A 19457-nucleotide genomic window follows, 5' to 3' on the forward strand; every position below is an offset into this window, starting at 1 on the left:
TGAGCATGGCCAAGACGACCTTTGACAGCGATTCGGTCGGTACGCGAAAGGGCGGCCAACTGCGCGCCTTGATCGATTTGATGCCTTACCTCTGGCCCGAAGGACGGTTCGATCTCAAACTGCGGGTTGTCGGCGCGGTGGCCTTTATCGTCGCGTCGAAAATAGCGGTCGTTTTCGTGCCCATTCTGCTCGGACAGGCAGTCGACAGTCTCGCCGCCCTATCGGATACGAACCCGCTAGTCGCGGGCGCGGTCGGCGTTCCCGTCGCGATCATCGTGATGTACGGCGTGGCGCGCATCGCTTCCCAGGCCTTCGGTCAGTTACGCGATGCGATCTTCGCGCGGGTCAGTCAGCACGCGATCCGGACCGTGGCGCTGCGAACCTTCCGCCACCTCCACGGCCTTAGCCTACGCTTTCACTTGGAGCGTCAGACCGGAGGACTTTCGCGGGTCATCGAGCGCGGGACCAAAGCGATCGACTTCATCCTGAGTTTCTCGCTGTTCAACATCGTGCCGACTTTGCTCGAAATCGGCATGGTCACGGCCATTTTGTTGGGCCGTTATTCGTGGACCATCGCGCTCTTCACCTTTGCGACGGTGGCGATCTATATCGCCTACACCATGACCGTGACGGAATGGCGGTTGAAGTATCGCCGCGAGATGAACCGGAGCGACAACGAGGCGATGACGAAGGCGATCGACAGCCTTTTGAACTTCGAAACCGTAAAGTATTTCGGTAACGAATCGTGGGAGGCATCGCGGTTCGACGTGGCGATGCGCAACTACGAGACCGCCGCGGTCAAGAACACGACCTCGCTCGCCATCTTGAACGTCGGGCAAGCCGTGGTGATGGGCGTCGGCGCCACCGGTGCGCTCTTGATTGCCGCCCAAGCCGTGGTCAAGGGCAGTATGTCGCCCGGCGATTTTGTAGCGGTCAGTGCGTTCATGACCCAATTGTTCATGCCGCTCAACTTTCTGGGTTTCGTCTATCGACAGATAAAGCAATCCCTTGTCGACATGGAGAAGATGTTCGAGTTACTCGATGTCGAATCAGAGATTGCCGATGCCGCGGACGCCAAGCCCCTGGTGGCCGGGCCGGGACGGATTGCCTTTGAATCGGTGACCTTCAGTTACGATCGGCGACGGCCCATCTTGAAGGACTTCTCGCTGGAGGTGCCGGCCGGGTCGACGGTTGCGGTCGTCGGAGCCAGCGGCGCGGGCAAGTCCACTTTGTCCAGGTTGATGTATCGATTCTACGACGTCGATTCGGGATCGATTCGGATCGACGGCCAGGACATCGCAACCGTGACGCAGGACAGCCTACGGGCGGCGATCGGCGTGGTGCCGCAGGACACCGTCCTCTTTAACGACACCATTCGCTATAACATTCGTTATGGGCGCCCCGATGCGACCGACGAAGAGATTGTCGAGGCGGCGAAACTCGCCAGCATCGACACATTTATCGAGAATACGCCTGACGGCTACGACACCGTTGTCGGCGAACGCGGCCTAAAAATATCGGGTGGGGAAAAGCAACGGGTAGCCATTGCGCGCACCATCCTCAAGCGTCCCCGAATTCTTCTCTTCGACGAAGCAACGTCCGCTTTGGACTCCCGAACCGAGAAGGATATTCAACGGTCGTTGCAAGACGTTTCGCGCAATCGAACCACCATCATGATTGCTCACCGACTGTCGACGATCATCCATGCCGACGACATCGTGGTTCTGGATGACGGGAAGATCGCTGAGCGGGGACGCCACGAGGACCTACTCGCGCGCGGCGGTCTCTACGCGACGATGTGGCACCGCCAACAAGAGGCGGCCGAACACCTCAAGGCGCTGGAGGAATCGAGCGAAACCGGTCCAACAGCGACGTTGCCGCGCGACACAGCGCCTGTGCCCGGCGAATAGATTTACTCGGCGGGCGCTGCAACCGTTCCGGGTCGTTGCCGCCGGAACATGCCGCCGGTCATTTTCATGATGTGGTTGGTCTTGATCCCCAGCGCCAACATACTCGGCGTAATGATGAGGGTGAGAACCGTTGCAAAGGCCAAACCGGAGGCGACCGTTGTCGCCAGAAGGACCCACCATTGGGTGGACGGGGCACCCACGCTGATTTCGCGGGTAATGAAGTTGATTCCAACCCCTGTCACCATCGGCATCAGGCCGATGATTGTCGTAATGGCCGTCAACAATACTGGGCGCAAACGCTGCGCGCCGGTTCGCAAGATTGCTTCGTAGGGATCCATCCCAGTCCGCAACAGCAGTTGATAGGTATCGATCAGAATGATGTTGTTGTTCACGACGATGCCGGCAAGGGTGATGATCCCGACCCCCGTCATGACGATGCTGAAGGGTAGGCCGGTGAAGAGCAGGCCGATAATCACGCCGATGGTAGACAGGATGACGGCACTCAAGATCAGAAAGGCGTGATAGAAACTATTGAACTGCATGACCAGTATGATGGCCATGATGAAGAGAGCGACGACGAAGGCCTTCTCCAGGAACGCTGCAGCTGCCGCCTGTTCTTCGTCCTGTCCTTTGAATGAAATCAGCACGTTGGGCGGAAGGTCGACATTCTCGAGTTCTGCCCGAATCTGTTTCACCATGTCGTCGGGGAGGACGCCCGGCAAAACTTCTGATTCAATTCGAAGAACCCGCGTTCCCGCAACTCGTTCGAGCGAGCCGGTCTTTTGATTGGCTTCACGCGTAACGAAGTTGCTGACCGGGACAAGTCCGTTGGCGGTTAGGATGCGGAGTTCGTCCAACATCGCCAAGGTTCGCTCGTTCTCGGGAAACCGCACGACAATATCGACTTCTTCGTCCACATCGTCGGGTCGATAGTCGCCGACTTTGATCCCGTTGGTCACGAGTTTGACGACGTTGCCGACAGATGCGACGTCGGCGCCAAAGCGCCCGGCTTGGTTGCGGTCGACAGACAGACGCCATTCGATCCCGGGGATAGGGCGGCTGTCTTCGTAGTCGATCAGTCCAGGTAGGTCCTGAATCGCCGCGTTGATCCGTTCCACCGCCAGGTTCAGTGCCTCGGGGTCGGGCGAGGCGAGCTCAAGTCTGAGCGCCTTGCCGGTCGGGGGGCCTTCCTCGGGCTCGCGGGCTTCGACGCGGACTCCGGGAATATCAGCGGTGTCTTGACGAATTTGGGTGAGGATTTCGGCGGCAGGGCGGCGTTCGTGCCAATCGAAAAATTCGATATACATGGTCCCGATCACGTCGGCCGGGTCGGTGCCGCCCTGGTCCTGCGCGCCGGTTCGCGTGTAGACCGTGCGAATGCCGTCGACCAGCAGGACGCGATCCTCAACTCTTCGGACAAGCGAATCGCGCTCCTCGATGGACATATTTCCCCGTGCATGGACCAGCACGCGGGCGTTGTCAGGGTCGACGTTGGGAAAGAAGATCACGCCGGTTCCGTGTTGCGCGTAAAGCAGGGCCGCGCCAACCAATAAGACGACCGAGCCGATGGCGGTAATCAGCGGCATCGGGGCGGGCTTCACAAAAAACTTCAGAACCTTGACGTAAATTCCGACGATACCGCCGATCGTATTGATGTCGCCGTCCTCCATGGCGTGAAAGCGCGCGGCGGTCTTGGGCGAAAGCGAGCTCGCTTTACCGAAATATGCACCCAACGTAGGGACAAAGATCAATGCCATGATGAGCGAAGCGGTCAGCGTGGCGATCAAAGTGACGGGCAGGAACCCCATGAACTCGCCGACAATTCCCGGCCAAAAGAGAAGGGGGGCAAAGGCTGCCAAGGTCGTCGCAGTCGAGGCGATGATTGGCCAGGCCATGCGTTTTGAAGCTTCACCATAGGCCGACATTCGACTGGCGCCTTCGGCCATTCGACGATCGGCAAATTCGGTCACGACGATTGCGCCATCGACCAGCATCCCGACCGCGAGAATCAAGCTGAACATGACGACCATATTCATGGTCAGGCCCAGCATGGAAATAATCAGGATCCCGAGCAGGAACGATCCTGGGATTGCGACGCCGACAAGCAGCCCGCTGCGCAGGCCCAACGCTCCAACCACCACGATCATCACAAGGAGAACGGCGCTCACGATATTATTCTGCAACTCGGACAAGATGGTCTGCGTGAACGTCATCTTGTCTTGGCTGAAAGTCACCTGCACGTTGTCGGGCCAGCCCGCGGTGACCTGGGCAATCATCTGGCGCACGGCGAGATTGTTTTCGATGATGTTGGTGCCGGATCGTTTGGTGATCTCCAGGGCGACGGCCGGTTGCCCGTTGAGACGGGCAAAGCTGGTCCGATCCTTGAATGTTCGGTTGATGGTCGTCACATCGCCTAGGCTGACAACGCCGTTGCCGTCGTCGCTGACCTTTAGCGGGAGATCCAAGACATCGCGGGCGGACTCGAACAGTCCGGGAACCTTGACCGAGAATCTGCCCTGTCCGGAGGCCAACGCCCCTGCGGCCACCAGCTGGTTGTTGAGATTGATCGTCCGGATCAGTTCTTCGTTCGAGATATTATAACTTTCGAGCTTAAGCGGCTCGACGATCACTTCGAGGACTTCTTCGCGGTCGCCGACGATCTTGGCTTCGAGAACCGTCGGAATGGTTTCGATGGCATCCTTCAGTTGGTCTGCCATCTTGTAGAGCGTTCGTTCGGGAACCCCACCCGATAGCGTGGCGACGAGGACCGGAAAGCCGCTGGTGCTGATTTCGTTGACCGTCGGTTCGTCGGTATCGTCGGGCAATTCGGCCTTCGCGATGTCGACTTTCGCGCGAACATCGTCGAGGGCGCCGTCGGCGTCAAAGCCTGCTTCGAATTCCAACAGGACCGAGGCGTGGCCCTCTGAGGCCGTTGCCGTCATCTTCTTGATGCCTTGGATGGTCTTCAGTTCCTTTTCCATCGGCCGCACAAGAAGGCGTTCGGCATCGTTCGGCGAGATGCCCGAGTGACTGATCGAGACATAGATAAAGGGAATGTTGACGTCCGGTTCGGCCTCCTTTGGAATTTCGATATAGGCGACGAGGCCGGCAATCAGAATGACGACGAGTCCAAGTAGGACGACACGCGAGCGCGCGAGGGCGGCGTCGATGATGGCGTTCATGAATTGGCTCCGTCCACCGCTCGCTTGGTTCGGACGGTATCGCCCGCGCGAACAAATTCCTGACCCACCGTGATCACGTCGACCCGTTCGGGTAGCCCGCTAACCCAAACGCCGTCGCCGGTGTCGTCGGTGATTTTGACTGGATAGAACACGACGCGGTTGTTCGCATCCACGCCGCGCACGCCCAGTTGCCCCTCGTCGTTCAGCGTCAAGATCGCCGAACTGACGTGGTGCGCCATGCTTTGGTCGACTTCGATCTTGATCTCGGCCGTTAGCCCGTCGCGAAGCGTGCGGTCGCGATTGCGCACCTCCATTTCGACGCGAAAGGTGCGGGTCTTAGGATCTGCGGTCGTGGCAATGAAGCGCACGCGTCCTTCGACCTGTTCGCCCGATGCGAGGGTGGCGACGCCCGTGTCGCCGACCTTCATGAATGGAATATCGATCTCGGAGATTTGGCCTACGACAAGGTAGGGGTCTTGGTCGACGACGCGTGCAACAACCATGTTACGCGAGACATAGTCGCCGATTTCGATGTGTCGCAATTCAAGCACCCCATCGAACGGTGCTCTAATTTTCGTGTTCTCGATGTCCAGTTCAATCTGGGCCTGCGCCGCCAGCGCCTTGTCCAGGAGGGCCGCGGATTCCGCGAGTTTGTTTTGGGCACGGTAGCCGCGCTCGCTCAGGCGTTGCGATGCTTCGTGTTCGACCTGGCGCTGCCGCACCAGGGCAATCGCTTCCGCCAGCTTTGCTTCACGGTCTTCCAGCGCTAGTTCGGCGATGACATCGCCGTCGCGTACGCGGGCGCCTTTTTGCGCATTGATGGCAGTGACGCGCGCGCTGGTTTCGGCACGAATGTCGACCCAACGGGAGGCCTCGGTTCTGCCGCGCAGTTCGATGCGCCGCATTCTCGGTTCCGCGACGAACGTGTTTATTTCGACCAACACGTCTAGTTTTTCAGTTTTAGCTGCTTCCGCTGCCGCATTGGTGGGCGCGGGTGCAACCATCGCGGCGTCCTCGGCGTCCGACCAGTTGGCGCTAAATATCCAGCCGGCGACCGCCAAAGCGATAAGGGCCGCAATCCCGATTGATTTTTTCATTCGGCTGCCGCCCCCACGGGGCGCTCCTCTTTGTCGTCGGTTGCAATGGGTTTGCGTGTCGATCCGCCCAGAAAAGAGGCGCCCTCGACGAGGTGACGGTTTTCTTTGATGTACTCAAGACCGGCCGTTAGCAGAGCCTTGCCGTAACCGCGCACGAACTCGGCACACGAGTCCTCGCCGGCAAGGACCGCTGAATCCTCGACGTTGTTCAACTCGCCAAGTACCCCGCGATAGATATCCAGACGTCGATCGAGGACCTTTTCGATATGGGCGGGCGGCAGAAGGTGGGCGTAAAGCATCAGGACGAGAAAGTCCGAACGGATCCGGTCCGGTCCGGGGACGATTTCCAGTTCTTGGATGAGTTCGTACCGGCCTTGCTGAGTCAGCGTATAGACCTTCTTGTCGGGCCTCTTTTCTTGGCTTCGCTCTTCGCAGGTCACCAAGCCTTCTTCCTGGAGGCGGGCCAGAGCCGGATAAATGGCGCCGAAACTGGCCTCGTGGATGTGGCTGAACGGCCCTTCCAGGAGCTTTTTGATTTCGTATCCGGATGCATCGCCCATCGACAAAATCGCAAGGCAGAGAGTTTTGACGTGCAAAGGAACCCCGACATATTGTCAAGTAATATACTGAAGTGATATATATTCAATAGTCACGATCTTCAGTCATTTCAAGGGAAAAGGAGCGGGTGCGCAAAACTGCGCCGATTACCGATGCCACCTCCCAACCAAACGGCCAAACTAACCGATGTCGTGAAGACCTATGGCACCACCCGCGCCTTGGATGGATTGGACCTAACCCTTTGCCAAGGGGAAATCGTTGCGTTGCTGGGCCCAAACGGTGCCGGCAAAACCACCGCGTTGGCCGTTCTAACCGGGTCGCGCCGGCCGGATTCAGGTTCGGTGGAACTACTGGGCGGGCACCCGCGCGAGGTCGGCATTCGCCGCCGCATTGGCTTGACGCCCCAGGAGAGCGGATTTCCCAACGCGCTGCGCGTCGGCGAAATCCTCCGCCTCGTCCGTGCCCACTATCCAAACGCCTTAACAGACCGGGTCTTGTTCGACCGGTTTCCCATCGGGCCCTTGGCGGCGCGCCAGGTTGGGGGCCTAAGCGGGGGGCAAAAACGAACGCTTGCGGTCGCGCTCGCCTTCGTCGGTGCCCCCGAACTGGTATTTCTCGACGAACCGACAACCGGCCTCGACGTGGATGCGCGGCGCGCGTTGTGGGCCGCCATCGTTGCCTATCGGAACGACGGCGGGACCGTCGTGCTCACCACGCACTATCTTGAAGAGGCGGAGGCTTTGGCGTCGCGGGTCGTCGTTGTCCACAAGGGCCGGGCGGTGGCGGAGGGGAGCGTCGACGACATACGCCGTAAGGTCGGGCAAAGCCGGGTCCGCTTCGAAGGCGATGTACCCGACGATCTGCCGGCGGTCACACGGGTGGAACGCGACGCGGCACGGGCCACCATCTACACCAACGATGCCGACGCGCTCGTACGCGCGTTGGTCGCGGGCGGCAGCCCGTTCTCAAATCTCGAAGTGACGCCGGCAAGTTTGGAAGAGGCGTTCGTGTCGATTACCGCACAGGCTCGTCAATGAAGCTGATTCTCGAGCACTACCGCGCCACGATGATCGGGCTCATTCGGACCCCGGCGTATTCATTGGTGACGATGCTGATTCCCGGCGTCGTGTTTATCTTCATCGGAACGTCGGTGGCGGATACCCGGGACGGCGCAAATATCGTCATGGCGTCGTTTGCAATCTTTGCGGCGCTAGGCGTGACCTTCTTCCAATTTGGGGTGGGCATTGCTGCCGAACGCGAGTCGCCCTGGGAGAAGTTCGCCCACGTTCTGCCGGTTTCGCCGGGGACACGTTTCGCGGCAACCCTTCTGTCGGGCCTGACATTCGCCGTCGCCGCCGTTGCCGTTTTGATTGCCGTGGCGTTGGCGATCACCGATGTGGGTATGCCCGTGGCATCTTGGGGCCGTCTTGCCGTGGCGGTCTTCGTGGGCGCGATCCCCATGGGGCTCTTTGGGATTGCCATCGGATACTGGTCGTCGCCGAAGGCCGCCTTGCCGATCGCCAACATTTTTCACCTCGCCTTTGCGTTCGGCGGTGGGCTGTTCATTCCGCCGCAGAGCATGCCGACCTTGCTCGATTCGATCTCGAACGTGCTGCCCACCCGCCAAATCGGCGAACTGGCTTGGGCCTCGGTTCTCGGTGCACCTTGGACGGTTGAGCCATGGTTGTGGTTGACCGGCTACACGGTCCTCTTTGGCGCTCTTGCCGCGGCGGGCTATCGCCGCGACGAAGGGGCGAAATACCACTAACCCCGGTTGCAGGCGTGGCTCCGCTGCCCTAAAGATCGACGTCTAAAGCGCGCAGGGGAGGCGAGGCCATGGAGCGGATCAAGGGTGGCAACGGCGTCGATATCGCCGTGTACGACGAGGGCAACCGCACGGGCCCGGCCATTTTGTTGGTCCACGGTTTCAACCAAGCCGCACTGTGCTTTCAGCGCCAGCGCGATAGCGATTTGGCCAAGAAGTTTCGCTTGGTGTCGATGGATATGCGCGGCCACGGCGCGTCGGGTCGGCCCTGGGCGCCCGAGGCCTATAACGACGCGCGACCCATCGCCGACGACATCGATGCCGTGCTCAACCATTGCGAGATCGAGTCCTTTGTTTTCGTTGGTTGGTCGATGGGCGGCAATTGGGCGGCCGACTACATACGCCATTACGGAACCGGGCGGATGAGGGGGCTTTTCTTGATCTCGTCGCCGACCCAGCAGGGCACCGACATTACCGCCAAGATGTTCGGTCGGGGTGCAGCCGACAACCTCGGCGGCATGTTTTCGGCCGACCCTAAAGCCAATATCGATGGGACGATCGGATTTCTTCGGGCCTGCACTGAAAAGCCGCTGCCGCCTTCGGAATTCGACCTGCTTCTCGCCTACAACATGATGGTGCAACCCGAGATTCGCCAGTGGATGCTGGGCCGCGTTGCTGACAACGGCGACGTGTTCGGCAAGCTCGACGTGCCGTTCATGCAGGTGCACGGTTCGGCCGACCGAATCGTGCTGCCGTTCGCAGGCGAGTACACGCTCGGGCAAATTCCCCACGACAACAAGAAAATGGTCATCTACGACGGCATTGGCCATAGCCCGTTCTGGGAAGCAGCGGACCGTCTCAACGGCGATCTTGCCGATTTTGTCGAGGGCCTCGCCTAACGTACGATTTGAGGGCTGTGTCCGCGCCCGCTACGCTCGGACGTGACGGAGGACGAACGGATGTATCTGCGAAACTGCTGGTATGTTGCAGCGGCCGCGCACGAGGTCGGGCGGCATTTGATCGGTCGGGTCTTTTTGGACGACCCGGTGGTGCTTTACCGCAAAGAGGATGGTACCGCGGTCGCCCTGGAGGATAGGTGTTCGCATCGTCACTACCCCCTCTCGGCCGGCGACCTCGAAGGCGACGGAATCGTCTGTGGCTATCACGGCATGGCCTTCGACTGCACCGGCGTTTGCGTTCATGTGCCCGGCCAGAAGATCGTGCCGCGCGGTGCTGACATTCGCAGCTACCCGACGGTCGAACGTTGGAAGTTCGTGTGGATTTGGATGGGCGACCCGGCATTGGCTGACCCCGACTTGGTGCCCGACATCTGGCGTAACGACCATCCCGAATGGGCGGTGGTCTGTGGCGATGCAATCCCGGTGCGTGGAAACTACCGATTGGTGGCGGACAATCTTCTCGACCCCAGCCACGTTAGCTTTTTGCACAAGAGTACGCTCGGCACCGCCGATGTCGCCGAAATACCTCAGACGACCGAGCGCAAGGGCGATACCGTTGTCGTCTCGCGGTGGATCCTCGACCGCACCGCAGCGCCGGTCTACGCGAAATTAGGTGGCTTCACGGAGAACGTTGACCGCTGGCAGATCATTACCTTTACCCCGCCGGCGATGGTGGAGGTCGATATGGGCAGTTGTATTGCCGGGAGCGGCGCGCCGCAGGGCGATCGGTCCCAGGGCATCGAACTTCACGCGTTCAACCTGGTAACGCCATCGACCGCGACGACGAGCTATTATTTTTGGACGCACGTGCGCAATTTCCGGCAAGGCGAGGCCGAGGTCTCGGCCACGGTGAAGGCGCAGTTCATTACCGCCTTTACCGAGGACGTCATGGCGATCGAGGCGGTGCAGGCGGGGATGGACCGCTTTCCCGACCGCCCAACCGTCAATATCTCGGCCGACGGCGGCGGTATCCGGGCGCGCCGGATTCTCGACACCATGATCGCCGCCGAGCGCGGCGCGAACAGCCGCGCAGCGGAATAGCCAACGCAGGAAATCCAGACACCATGAAGACACTTGCCCTAGGCGATATCCGAATCGATCGCGTCGTCGAGTCCGAACTGCCAATCTTTGAACCCGATTTCCTGTTCCCCGACGCAACGCGCGAAGCGCTGGCCGAGGAACGGCATTGGCTCGAACCGAACTTCGTCGATCCCGCGACCGGTAAGCTCATCATGAGCTTTCATACCTACGTCGTTCGCACGCCGCAGCACACGATCTTGGTGGATACCTGTGTTGGAAACGACAAGCACCGCCCGGCGCGCGATTTCTGGCACCAGCTCAACAATCCCTACCTGCAAGACCTAGCGCGGCTCGGTCTCAAACCTGAGGACATCGACATCGTGATGTGCACACACCTGCACGTCGACCATGTCGGTTGGAATACCCGGCTCGTGGACGGTCGATGGGTGCCGACATTCCCCAACGCCCGATACATTTTCGCCCGCGAGGAATACGGCCACTGGCAGGAACAGCATGCCAGGGGTGAGGACGTGAACCACGGCTCCTTCGCCGATAGTGTCTTGCCGGTCGTCGAACATGGCCAGGCCGTCATGGTCGATTCGGACCATGCGGTGGAAGACCGCATTTGGCTAGCGCCGGCGCCTGGGCACACGCCTGGCAACATCGTTATCAATATCGAGGCGGGCGACCACAGCGCTGTGCTATGCGGGGATACCATCCACCACGCGGCGCAAATGACCTACCCCGCCTGGTCCAGCCGCTTCTGCGAAGACCCGGAACTGTCGCGCCAAACCCGCACCGGCCTGATCGAGCGGTTGGCGGATACCCCCACATACCTTCTCGCCGCCCATTTCCCGACACCCGTCGCGGGCCGTATAGTCCGGCATGGCGGTGCGTTTCGATTCAACCCGATCAAATAGTCGCGGTTCCCCGGCGCGGGACGGTTTTTCCCTTTGACACAGATGGCCATCCGACTCGACGATCCGTCGTGTCGGCTTAGCATGAGGAGGACGTCGTAATGTGGTTGTTGCGCAGTCTATTGGGGCTTGCGGTGGCTCTAGCGCTGGGCACCTTCGGGAACCCTTCGGTTCAGGCTCAAGAGCGGCCGATCCTCAACGTTTACAATTGGTCCGACTACATCACCGAGGAGGCGCTCGAACGCTTTACCGCCGAAACCGGGATTAAGGTCAACTACGACGTTTACGATTCCAACGAGATCCTCGAAGCGAAACTGCTGGCCGGCAACTCCGGCTACGATGTTGTGTTTCCCTCTGCGACCCCATTCTTCGCTAAACAGATTCGGGCGGGCGCGTATCGGCAACTCGATATGGACAAGTTGCCTAACGCGGCACGCATAAACCCTGACATTATGCAGCAACTGGCCGTGGCCGACCCGGGGAACCTTTATGGTGTGCCCTATATGATGGCTGGCACCGGGATCGGCTATAACGTCGAGAAGATCAAGGCGCTCATGCCTGATGCGCCGGTCGACTCGCTTGCGCTTATCCTCGACCCCAAGGTGCTCTTCAAGCTGAAGGGCTGTGGCGTCACGTTGCTCGACGCACCCGAGGAAGTGTTTCCCGCCGCACTGGCGTTTATCGGACGCAACCCAACCTCGACCTCTGCCGAGGACCTGAAGGCGGCGACGGATGTACTCACGGCGGCCCGAACAAGTTACCGCTACATTCATTCCTCGGCCTACATCAACGACCTGGCCAATGGCGCGACCTGTGTCGCGATGGGGTATGCCGGGGATCTCGTGCAGGCCCGCGAACGCGCGCGTGAAGCCGGCAGCGGCGTAGATTTGAGGGTGTTCTTGCCGCGCGAGGGGGCGGCCTTCAACATTGACGTGATGGCGATCCCGGTCGACGCGCCGCAACCCGATAATGCCCACCGTTTCATCAATTTCTTGCTTACACCCGAGGTAATCGGATCGATCTCCGGTGCTGTCGGCTACGCCAATGCAGTTCCGGACGCCAACCCCCATATCGATGAAACGATCCGCAATGATCCGGCGGTCAATCCTCCGCCCGGCACGAAGCTCTATACCTTCCCGGTCGTCGAGGCCGACTTCGAACGCACCCGTAGCAGGGCTTGGGCCCGCATTAAGGCCAAGCGGCGGTGATGCATGCGCCTGCGCCGGACGTTGCGATGGCCGTTGCGGGTGTTGACCCGATTATTTCGCTGGAGGGCGTTACCCGCACGTTTGGCGACGTGACGGCCGTCGACGCGGTCGATCTTCGGATCGAGCGCGGCGAGTTCTTTTCCCTGTTGGGCGCCTCCGGGTGCGGTAAAACGACGCTGCTCCGACTGATTGCCGGGCTGGAGCAACCCAATACCGGACGTGTCGTTCTTGACGGTGAGGATATGTCCGGCGTGCCGGCCTATCGCCGGCCCGTCAACACGGTGTTTCAGTCCTACGCCCTGTTTCCCCACATGACCGTGGCCAGAAACGTCGGTTTCGGTCTGCGCCAGGAAAACCTCGCCAAGGACGAAATCGATCGCCGAATCGCCGAGACCCTGGCCCTTTTTTCGATCGAAGATCTGGCCAAGCGCAAGCCCCATGAATTATCCGGCGGGCAACGGCAGCGCGTGGCCCTTTGCCGTGCGCTGGTGAAGCGCCCCAAGATCTTGCTCCTCGACGAACCGCTCGCGGCGCTCGACCGGCGCCTGCGCGAACGCGCCCGGTTTGAATTGAGTGCGGTACAGGCCCGCCTCGGAATCACCTTCGTGATGGTGACCCACGACCAGGAAGAAGCGATGGGTTTGTCGACCAAAGTCGCGGTGATGGAGGCGGGCCGGATCGTGCAATTGGACCGACCTCGGGCGATATACGATCACCCGGTCAACCGCTTCGTCGCGAGCTTCGTTGGCGACGCCAATTTCGTCGAAGGCACGATCGCGCGACTCTCACCGACGGAGGTGGTTGCGGAATGCGGGTTGGGCGTCCCGGTTGCCGTGGTGCCCCCGTCCGGAGTGGCGGTCGGCGATGCGATTAGCATCATGATCCGGCCCGAGCGCATTCGATTGGTCGCGGGAAATTCCGAATCCGGGGGCATTCACGGGCGAATACGTGGCGTGGCTTTCCTTGGCAATGCGTGGGTCGTTCAAGTTGTCGTTGCGGGCGACCGATTTATCGACGTGCGGCTGCTCGGCGAAGAGGCCGGTGCAGGCCTCAATCCCGGCGACGCGGTGGCCCTATCGTGGTCGTCCGAGGCGGCGATCTGTTATGCCAAAGAGTCGCCAGCATGACGGCTCGCGCCGGGCGATACGCGGTCCTCGTACCGCCCTACGTGTGGATGCTCGCATTTTTCGCGCTACCGATCCTGGTGGTCTTTGCGATCAGCATGACCGACGCGGTGGTGGGGATCCCACCGTTCTCCGATCTGATGGGGTGGTCGCCGCCCCGTTTCCTCGGCGACACGGAAAACTACGCCCTTCTCCTCAGCGATTCGTACTACCTGGACGGCTTCGTCGGTTCGTTAAGAATCGCTGCCGTGTCCACGGTGCTGTGTTTGCTGATCGGCTACCCGATGGCGCTGGCGATCGCGCGCGTACGCCCGTCGCGCCGCTTGGCCCTCCTGTTGCTTCTCATGCTGCCCTTCTGGACCTCCTTTCTCATCCGGACCTACGCCTGGATGACGCTTCTCAACAGCAACGGGATCGTCAATAACGGGCTGCTCGCCCTCGGTCTGATCGAAACCCCGGTTCCACTGCTGTACACCGACTTTTCCGTCTATCTCGGAATTGTCTATGCCTACCTGCCGTTCATGGTGCTGCCGATCTATGCCGTGATCGAGCGGCACGACCTAACTCTCCTGGAGGCTGCGGCCGACCTAGGGGCGAAGCCGCTCCGCAGCTTTCTCCTGGTGACGTTGCCGCTGTCGATCCCTGGCATCGCGGCGGGCAGTTTGTTGGTTTTCGTTCCAGCGCTGGGCGAGTTTGTGGTCCCCGAACTGCTTGGCGGATCCGACTTCCTGATGATCGGTCGCATGTTGTGGACCGAAACCTTCCAGAACCGCGACTGGCCCTTGGCCGCGGCGGTGACGATTGCATTGCTGTTCTTGGTCGTCGCGGCGGTGCTTTCGGTTCAATGGGTGGTCGATCTACGAGAGCGGCCCCAGTGACGGGACGTTGGCCTGCGCTTGTCGGCAGTTTCGCGGTCTTCGGCTACGCATTTCTGTACGTCCCGATCGCAATTTTGGTGATCTATTCGTTCAACGAATCGCGCTTGGTAACCGTCTGGGGCGGATTTTCGACCAAGTGGTACGGTGAACTGCTGGCGAACGACCGCATCCTCGAGGCGGCATGGCTCAGCGTCCGGATTGCCGCCGCGAGTGCCACCGGCGCGGTTTTGCTCGGCACCGCAGCAGCTGTCGTCCTGACGCGCTTTGGCAGGTTCCGTGGACGCAAGATGTTTAACGGTCTTTTGCTTGCACCGTTGGTCATGCCCGACGTCATTATCGGCCTGTCGTTGTTGCTGCTGTTCGTTTGGTTGCAAAGCCAAATCGGCTGGCCGGCGGGGCGCAGCGGTATGACGATCGCGGTCGCTCACATCACGGTGGGGGTGGCCTATACGACGGTCATTATCCGCGCACGCTTAGCCCAGCTCGGGCGCGACCTCGACGACGCCGCCGCGGATCTGGGGGCGCCGCCGTGGCGCGGCTTCGTCGAAGTGACCTTGCCGCTATTGGCGCCGGCGTTGGCGTCGGGTTGGCTCTTGGCGTTCACGCTGTCGCTTGACGACCTCGTCGTTGCGAGTTTTGTGTCGGGTCCAGGGTCATCGACTCTGCCGATTGTCATCTTCTCCAGTGTACGCCTCGGCGTGAGCCCGCAAATCAACGCCTTGGCGACCGTCATGGTCGGGGTCGTGGCCCTCTTTGTCCTCTGCGCCGGCCTCATGATGGCTTGGCAGGGGCGCGCCGCCGCCGCCCGCCGACGCAGCCATTCGTGACCTATACCGAATTCAATGCGTTCTGCGGTGCGCTCCCGGCTACCACGTATGTCGTCCAGTGGGGCGGGTCGCACGTTTGGAAGGTCGGCGGAAAGGTGTTTGCCATCGGCGGTTGGGCCGACGACGAACCCGCGTTCACCTTTAAGGTCGGCGAGGTCGCCTACGAAGTGCTGCGCAACACCCCGGGGCTGCGTCCGGCACCTTACCTTGCGGCTCGCGGAATGACCTGGATCCAACAATACGCCAAGCCTGGACTGACGACGGCCGACTTGAAGGATTATTTGCGCCAGTCCCATCGCATTGTTGCGAACGGCCTCTCCAAGAAAAAGCAATGCGCCCTGGGCTTGCTCGAGGCCTAATGCCGTTCGGTCGGGTGGGATGCACCGTACCGTCAAGGAACGCTGGCTGGGGGACCAGGATTTGAACCTGGGCTGCCCGGGTCAGAGCCGGGAGTTCTACCGCTAAACTATCCCCCATTCGGGTGCCGCCTTTGATAGAGGGCGCCGCCGAATGTTGTCAACATAACGCGTTGATGGCCTGGAAGCCCGAGAACCTGTTACACTTTGCTGACAAACGAAAACGACGGGGTTGGACATGGGGAGCCGCTTTTCCACGGGTGGAAAGCGACGGGATGGCAGGCCGAGGTCCGGATCGGGCGGTCGGTGGGACCATACCTATGCGGCCCTGGATCTCGGGACCAACAATTGCCGGTTGTTGGTTGCGCGGCCGACCGGCCAAGGCTTCAGGGTAATCGATTCCTTTTCGCGGATCGTTCGCCTGGGCCAGGGCGTCAACGCCTCGGGGCGCTTATGCGAAGCCGCGATGGAACGCACGATTGCTGCACTCCATATCTGCGCGGCAAAAATGAAGCGCCGGCAGGTAACGGTTTCACGCAGCGTCGCGACCGCCGCGTGCCGACAAGCCGAGAACGGCGACGAGTTCCTCGAACGCGTCGCCGCCGAAACCGGTATTGCGCTTGAAACCATCGATGCGGCCGAAGAAGCGCGTTTGGCGATGGCCGGATGTACACCGTTGCTCGACCGAAAGTGCGAGAACGCGATGGTCTTCGATATTGGCGGCGGCAGCACTGAAGTGATGTGGATGCGTCGGTGCGGAAAGGGAGCACCGGAAATGCTCGCCTGGACGTCCGTGCCCTACGGCGTCGTCACTCTGGCGGAAAGCTACGGCGGCGCTGACGTGACGCAAGAAACCTATGAGGCCATGGTCGACCGTATCGTAGAGCTTTTGGCGCCGTTCGAACGGGACAACGGGTTCGGAGAGCCGGTACGTTCGGGCGCGGCGCAGATGGTTGGCACGTCCGGCACCGTGACGACGCTCGCTGCCCTCAACCTCGGTCTTTCGCGCTACGAGCGGCGCTTGATTGACGGCACCTGGCTCGACGCTCAGGCAATCGCAACGGTATCGGGGCGCCTTTCTTCGATGTCGTTTGCCGAGCGGAGCAACCATCCATGCATTGGCGAGGGGCGCGCCGATCTCGTAATTGCCGGTTGCGCCATTTTCGATGCGATCTTTCGAACGTGGCCGGCGCCGGGCGTCAGGGTTGCGGACCGCGGCGTACGCGATGGCATGTTGTTTCATCTGATGGCGGCGGCCGATACCAACCGCACGCCACTGCAACCGGTTTCTCCAGGGCCGGCCGCCGTTGCCGCCGCGCGGTAGCAAATCTCGGTCGAGCGGGACGCGGCAGCTTCACCAAAGGGTCAAATCGGCCAAGGGGCGGAAGCTATCCTCCACGCGGTGGCTTGAGCGGCAACTCAACGATCCGTTCGTGGCGGCGGCTAAGGCGGCGGGGTATCGCTCGCGGGCGGCCTTCAAGCTCGAAGAAATCGACGATCGATTCAAGATACTAGGGCGGCGCAAGCGGGTTCTGGACCTTGGCGCGGCCCCCGGCGCTTGGACCCAAGTCTGCCTAATGCGCTGTCCCGATGGCCTCGTCGTGGCCCTCGACATCAACGAGATGGACCCGATCCCCGGCGCACACATTCTCAAACTCGACGTTTTTGCCGAGGACGCGGTTGGCAAGCTCCAGGTTTTGATCGGCGAAAAGGTCGACGTGGTCGCCAGCGACATGGCGGCGCCGTCAACGGGCCATCCGCAAACCGATCACTTGCGCATCATGGCGCTGTGCGAGGCGGCGCTGGACCTCGCGCGGTATTTCCTGGCGCCCGGCGGCGCATTTGTCGCCAAGGTGCTCCAGGGCGGCGCCGAGAACGCGTTGCTCGACCAAATGAAGCGCGACTTTAGGGTGGTAAAGCACTTCAAACCCAAGGCCAGCCGGAGCGGGTCTGCGGAAATGTACGTCGTCGCGACCGGTTATCGCGGTGCCGAACCGTCCGACGAGGTGCGTGAATAGAGACGCTTGTCTCGCCCGAGCCTTTTCGATAATAAAGGCCATGGAGCAGATCGTCGCGAAACTAGGCCGAACAGAGGCCGGTTTTTGCGTCTGCCGCACACAAAAAGCCGCAGTTTTCTGCGGCTTTTTTGCATTTCACCTTCAGTCCGATCAGGAGACCAAATGACCATAAGGGAAGCGCTGACCTTCGATGACGTCACTCTCGTACCGGCCGCCTCGTCGGTGTTGCCCGCCGAGGTGCAGACCAGGACCAAGGTGTCGCGGACCATCGAGTTGGGGATTCCTCTGATTTCGGCAGCGATGGACACGGTGACCGAGGGCGATATGGCCATCGCCATGGCCCAAGCCGGGGGGCTCGGCGTTGTTCACCGAAACCTGACTCCGGACGAGCAGGCCGCCCAGGTACGCAAGGTCAAGAAGTTCGAATCCGGCATGGTCGTCGATCCGGTCACGATCGAGGCGCGCCAAACCCTGAAGGAAGCGCTGGATATCATGCGCACCTACAATATTTCAGGGATCCCGGTTGTCGATAAGCCCGGCGGAAAACTCGTCGGGATTCTCACCAACCGCGATGTGCGTTTCGCCAGCGACGAACGCCAGCCGGTAAGCGAACTCATGACTCACGAAAATCTTGTGACGGTCCGCGAAGGGGTCGACAAGCACGAAGCGCGCCGCCTGTTGCATCAACACCGCATCGAAAAGCTCTTGGTCGTGGACGAAGCCTACCGGTGCATCGGCCTGATCACGGTCAAGGACATCGAGAAGGCGCAGCGTTTTCCCAATGCCGCAAAGGACGAGCAGGGGCGCCTACGGGTCGCCGCCGCGACCTCGGTGGGTGATAAAGGCTTCGACCGCGCCGAAGCGTTGATAGATGCGGAAGTCGATCTCCTCGTGGTCGACACCGCGCACGGCCATTCAAGCCATGTCATCGAGGCGGTGCGCCGGATCAAGGCAAAGAGCAACTACGTCCAGGTTGCGGCCGGCAACGTCGCCACCGCCGATGCGGCACGTGCGTTGATCGACGCAGGTGCCGATTCGATCAAAGTCGGGATCGGGCCGGGTTCGATTTGCACGACCCGTATCGTCGCGGGCGTCGGTGTTCCCCAGTTGACGGCCATCATGGATGTCGCCGAAGCCTGCCACAAACTCGGTGTGCCGGCGATCGGCGACGGTGGGATCAAGTACTCGGGCGACCTCGCCAAGGCGATCGCCGGCGGGGCGGATTGCGCCATGATCGGGTCGCTGTTCAGCGGCACTGACGAATCGCCGGGCGAGATTTTTTACTACCAGGGCCGCTCCTATAAATCCTATCGCGGGATGGGGTCGGTAGGCGCCATGGCGCGTGGGTCGGCCGATCGTTACTTCCAGCAAGATGTCGGCGACACGCTGAAATATGTTCCTGAAGGGGTCGAAGGGCGCGTGCCCTACAAGGGCGCGGTCAGTGGCGTGATCCACCAGCTTGTCGGGGGGCTGCGCGCCGCGATGGGCTATACCGGCTGTGCCACGATCGAGGACATGCGGGAGCGTGCGACCTTTTACCGGGTAACCGGTTCGGGACTGCGCGAAAGCCACGTCCACGATGTCGCGATTACCCAGGAATCGCCGAACTACCCGGTAGGCGGCTGACCCTCCCGTTTC

The 19457-nt window shown here is 60.9% G+C and carries 17 protein-coding genes and 1 tRNA gene; 14 read left to right on the top strand and 4 right to left on the bottom strand.

Annotation, left to right across the window (positions count from 1 at the left end; all coding sequences use genetic code 11):
- The first annotated feature begins 5 nt into the window (after positions 1-5).
- A complete protein-coding gene (locus tag RID42_12070) occupies positions 6-1910 on the top strand; it encodes an ABC transporter ATP-binding protein/permease (GenBank protein MEQ8248405.1) in 1905 nt (634 codons plus the stop codon).
- A gap of 2 nt (positions 1911-1912) precedes the next feature.
- Here the strand turns inward: RID42_12070 and RID42_12075 are convergent, their stop codons facing one another.
- The 3 genes from RID42_12075 to RID42_12085 are packed head-to-tail and all read right to left on the bottom strand — an operon-like array spanning position 1913 to position 6785.
- On the bottom strand, positions 1913-5092 hold the full coding sequence (locus RID42_12075; protein ID MEQ8248406.1) for an efflux RND transporter permease subunit: 3180 nt from the start codon (positions 5090-5092) through the stop codon (positions 1913-1915).
- Positions 5089-6189 carry an efflux RND transporter periplasmic adaptor subunit gene (locus tag RID42_12080; GenBank protein MEQ8248407.1) on the bottom strand — a complete coding sequence of 367 codons (1101 nt, stop codon included), beginning with the start codon at positions 6187-6189 and terminating at the stop codon, positions 5089-5091. Before RID42_12080 ends, RID42_12075 begins: the two co-directional genes overlap by 4 nt.
- Positions 6186-6785, bottom strand: coding sequence for a PadR family transcriptional regulator (locus RID42_12085; GenBank protein MEQ8248408.1), 600 nt, complete (start codon positions 6783-6785; stop codon positions 6186-6188). The genes RID42_12080 and RID42_12085 overlap by 4 nt, the downstream gene beginning before the upstream one ends.
- Positions 6786-6899: 114 nt before the next feature.
- Here RID42_12085 and RID42_12090 point away from each other — a divergent pair, with 114 nt between their 5' ends.
- From RID42_12090 to RID42_12135, 10 genes are all read left to right on the top strand, one after another.
- Complete coding sequence (locus RID42_12090; GenBank protein ID MEQ8248409.1) at positions 6900-7784, top strand: ABC transporter ATP-binding protein; 885 nt, start codon at positions 6900-6902, stop codon at positions 7782-7784.
- Positions 7781-8515: an ABC transporter permease gene (locus RID42_12095; GenBank protein ID MEQ8248410.1), complete on the top strand. Its 735-nt coding sequence runs from the start codon at positions 7781-7783 to the stop codon at positions 8513-8515. Before RID42_12090 ends, RID42_12095 begins: the two co-directional genes overlap by 4 nt.
- 68 nt (positions 8516-8583) lie before the next feature.
- A complete protein-coding gene (locus tag RID42_12100) occupies positions 8584-9411 on the top strand; it encodes an alpha/beta hydrolase (GenBank protein MEQ8248411.1) in 828 nt (275 codons plus the stop codon).
- 60 nt (positions 9412-9471) lie between these two features.
- Positions 9472-10512, top strand: coding sequence for an aromatic ring-hydroxylating dioxygenase subunit alpha (locus RID42_12105; protein MEQ8248412.1), 1041 nt, complete (start codon positions 9472-9474; stop codon positions 10510-10512).
- A 23-nt stretch (positions 10513-10535) separates the two neighbouring features.
- The gene (locus tag RID42_12110; GenBank protein ID MEQ8248413.1) at positions 10536-11411 is read left to right on the top strand and encodes an MBL fold metallo-hydrolase; all 876 of its coding nucleotides are present in this window, start codon (positions 10536-10538) and stop codon (positions 11409-11411) included.
- Positions 11412-11509: 98 nt separating this feature from the next.
- Positions 11510-12616, top strand: a complete 1107-nt coding sequence (locus RID42_12115; GenBank protein ID MEQ8248414.1) for a polyamine ABC transporter substrate-binding protein — start codon at positions 11510-11512, stop codon at positions 12614-12616.
- 26 nt (positions 12617-12642) lie between these two features.
- Complete coding sequence (locus RID42_12120; protein ID MEQ8248415.1) at positions 12643-13743, top strand: ABC transporter ATP-binding protein; 1101 nt, start codon at positions 12643-12645, stop codon at positions 13741-13743.
- Positions 13740-14618 carry an ABC transporter permease subunit gene (locus tag RID42_12125; GenBank protein ID MEQ8248416.1) on the top strand — a complete coding sequence of 293 codons (879 nt, stop codon included), beginning with the start codon at positions 13740-13742 and terminating at the stop codon, positions 14616-14618. The genes RID42_12120 and RID42_12125 overlap by 4 nt, the downstream gene beginning before the upstream one ends.
- Positions 14615-15445: an ABC transporter permease subunit gene (locus RID42_12130; protein ID MEQ8248417.1), complete on the top strand. Its 831-nt coding sequence runs from the start codon at positions 14615-14617 to the stop codon at positions 15443-15445. The genes RID42_12125 and RID42_12130 overlap by 4 nt, the downstream gene beginning before the upstream one ends.
- Positions 15442-15804 carry an MmcQ/YjbR family DNA-binding protein gene (locus RID42_12135; protein MEQ8248418.1) on the top strand — a complete coding sequence of 121 codons (363 nt, stop codon included), beginning with the start codon at positions 15442-15444 and terminating at the stop codon, positions 15802-15804. Before RID42_12130 ends, RID42_12135 begins: the two co-directional genes overlap by 4 nt.
- A 43-nt stretch (positions 15805-15847) precedes the next feature.
- Here the strand turns inward: RID42_12135 and RID42_12140 are convergent.
- Positions 15848-15921, bottom strand: a tRNA-Gln gene (locus RID42_12140).
- A 118-nt stretch (positions 15922-16039) separates the two neighbouring features.
- On the opposite strand from RID42_12140, the gene RID42_12145 reads away from it, so the two are divergent.
- The 3 genes from RID42_12145 (at position 16040) to guaB (ending at position 19445) form a co-directional block, all read left to right on the top strand.
- Positions 16040-17125 carry a Ppx/GppA phosphatase family protein gene (locus RID42_12145; protein MEQ8248419.1) on the top strand — a complete coding sequence of 362 codons (1086 nt, stop codon included), beginning with the start codon at positions 16040-16042 and terminating at the stop codon, positions 17123-17125.
- A 109-nt stretch (positions 17126-17234) separates the two neighbouring features.
- Entirely contained in the window at positions 17235-17819 is a 585-nt protein-coding gene (locus RID42_12150) for an RlmE family RNA methyltransferase (protein ID MEQ8248420.1), read from the top strand.
- A gap of 162 nt (positions 17820-17981) precedes the next feature.
- Positions 17982-19445 carry an IMP dehydrogenase gene (gene guaB / locus RID42_12155; protein MEQ8248421.1) on the top strand — a complete coding sequence of 488 codons (1464 nt, stop codon included), beginning with the start codon at positions 17982-17984 and terminating at the stop codon, positions 19443-19445.
- Positions 19446-19457: the final 12 nt, after the last annotated feature.

It is taken from the genome of Alphaproteobacteria bacterium (assembly GCA_040216735.1).
Lineage (GTDB): Bacteria > Pseudomonadota > Alphaproteobacteria > SHVP01 > SHVP01 > CALJDF01.

What these genes read in the sequence shown, in the direction of transcription:
- RID42_12120 (MEQ8248415.1), top strand. Translation starts at nt 12,643, where the DNA reads ATGGCCGTTGCGGGTGTTGACCCGATTATTTCGCTGGAGGGCGTTACC.
- RID42_12080 (MEQ8248407.1), bottom strand. Translation starts at nt 6,189, where the DNA reads ATGAAAAAATCAATCGGGATTGCGGCCCTTATCGCTTTGGCGGTCGCC.
- RID42_12100 (MEQ8248411.1), top strand. Translation starts at nt 8,584, where the DNA reads ATGGAGCGGATCAAGGGTGGCAACGGCGTCGATATCGCCGTGTACGAC.
- RID42_12115 (MEQ8248414.1), top strand. Translation starts at nt 11,510, where the DNA reads ATGTGGTTGTTGCGCAGTCTATTGGGGCTTGCGGTGGCTCTAGCGCTG.
- RID42_12095 (MEQ8248410.1), top strand. Translation starts at nt 7,781, where the DNA reads ATGAAGCTGATTCTCGAGCACTACCGCGCCACGATGATCGGGCTCATT.
- guaB (MEQ8248421.1), top strand. Translation starts at nt 17,982, where the DNA reads ATGACCATAAGGGAAGCGCTGACCTTCGATGACGTCACTCTCGTACCG.
- RID42_12105 (MEQ8248412.1), top strand. Translation starts at nt 9,472, where the DNA reads ATGTATCTGCGAAACTGCTGGTATGTTGCAGCGGCCGCGCACGAGGTC.
- RID42_12145 (MEQ8248419.1), top strand. Translation starts at nt 16,040, where the DNA reads ATGGGGAGCCGCTTTTCCACGGGTGGAAAGCGACGGGATGGCAGGCCG.
- RID42_12075 (MEQ8248406.1), bottom strand. Translation starts at nt 5,092, where the DNA reads ATGAACGCCATCATCGACGCCGCCCTCGCGCGCTCGCGTGTCGTCCTA.
- RID42_12110 (MEQ8248413.1), top strand. Translation starts at nt 10,536, where the DNA reads ATGAAGACACTTGCCCTAGGCGATATCCGAATCGATCGCGTCGTCGAG.
- RID42_12090 (MEQ8248409.1), top strand. Translation starts at nt 6,900, where the DNA reads ATGCCACCTCCCAACCAAACGGCCAAACTAACCGATGTCGTGAAGACC.
- RID42_12070 (MEQ8248405.1), top strand. Translation starts at nt 6, where the DNA reads ATGGCCAAGACGACCTTTGACAGCGATTCGGTCGGTACGCGAAAGGGC.
- RID42_12125 (MEQ8248416.1), top strand. Translation starts at nt 13,740, where the DNA reads ATGACGGCTCGCGCCGGGCGATACGCGGTCCTCGTACCGCCCTACGTG.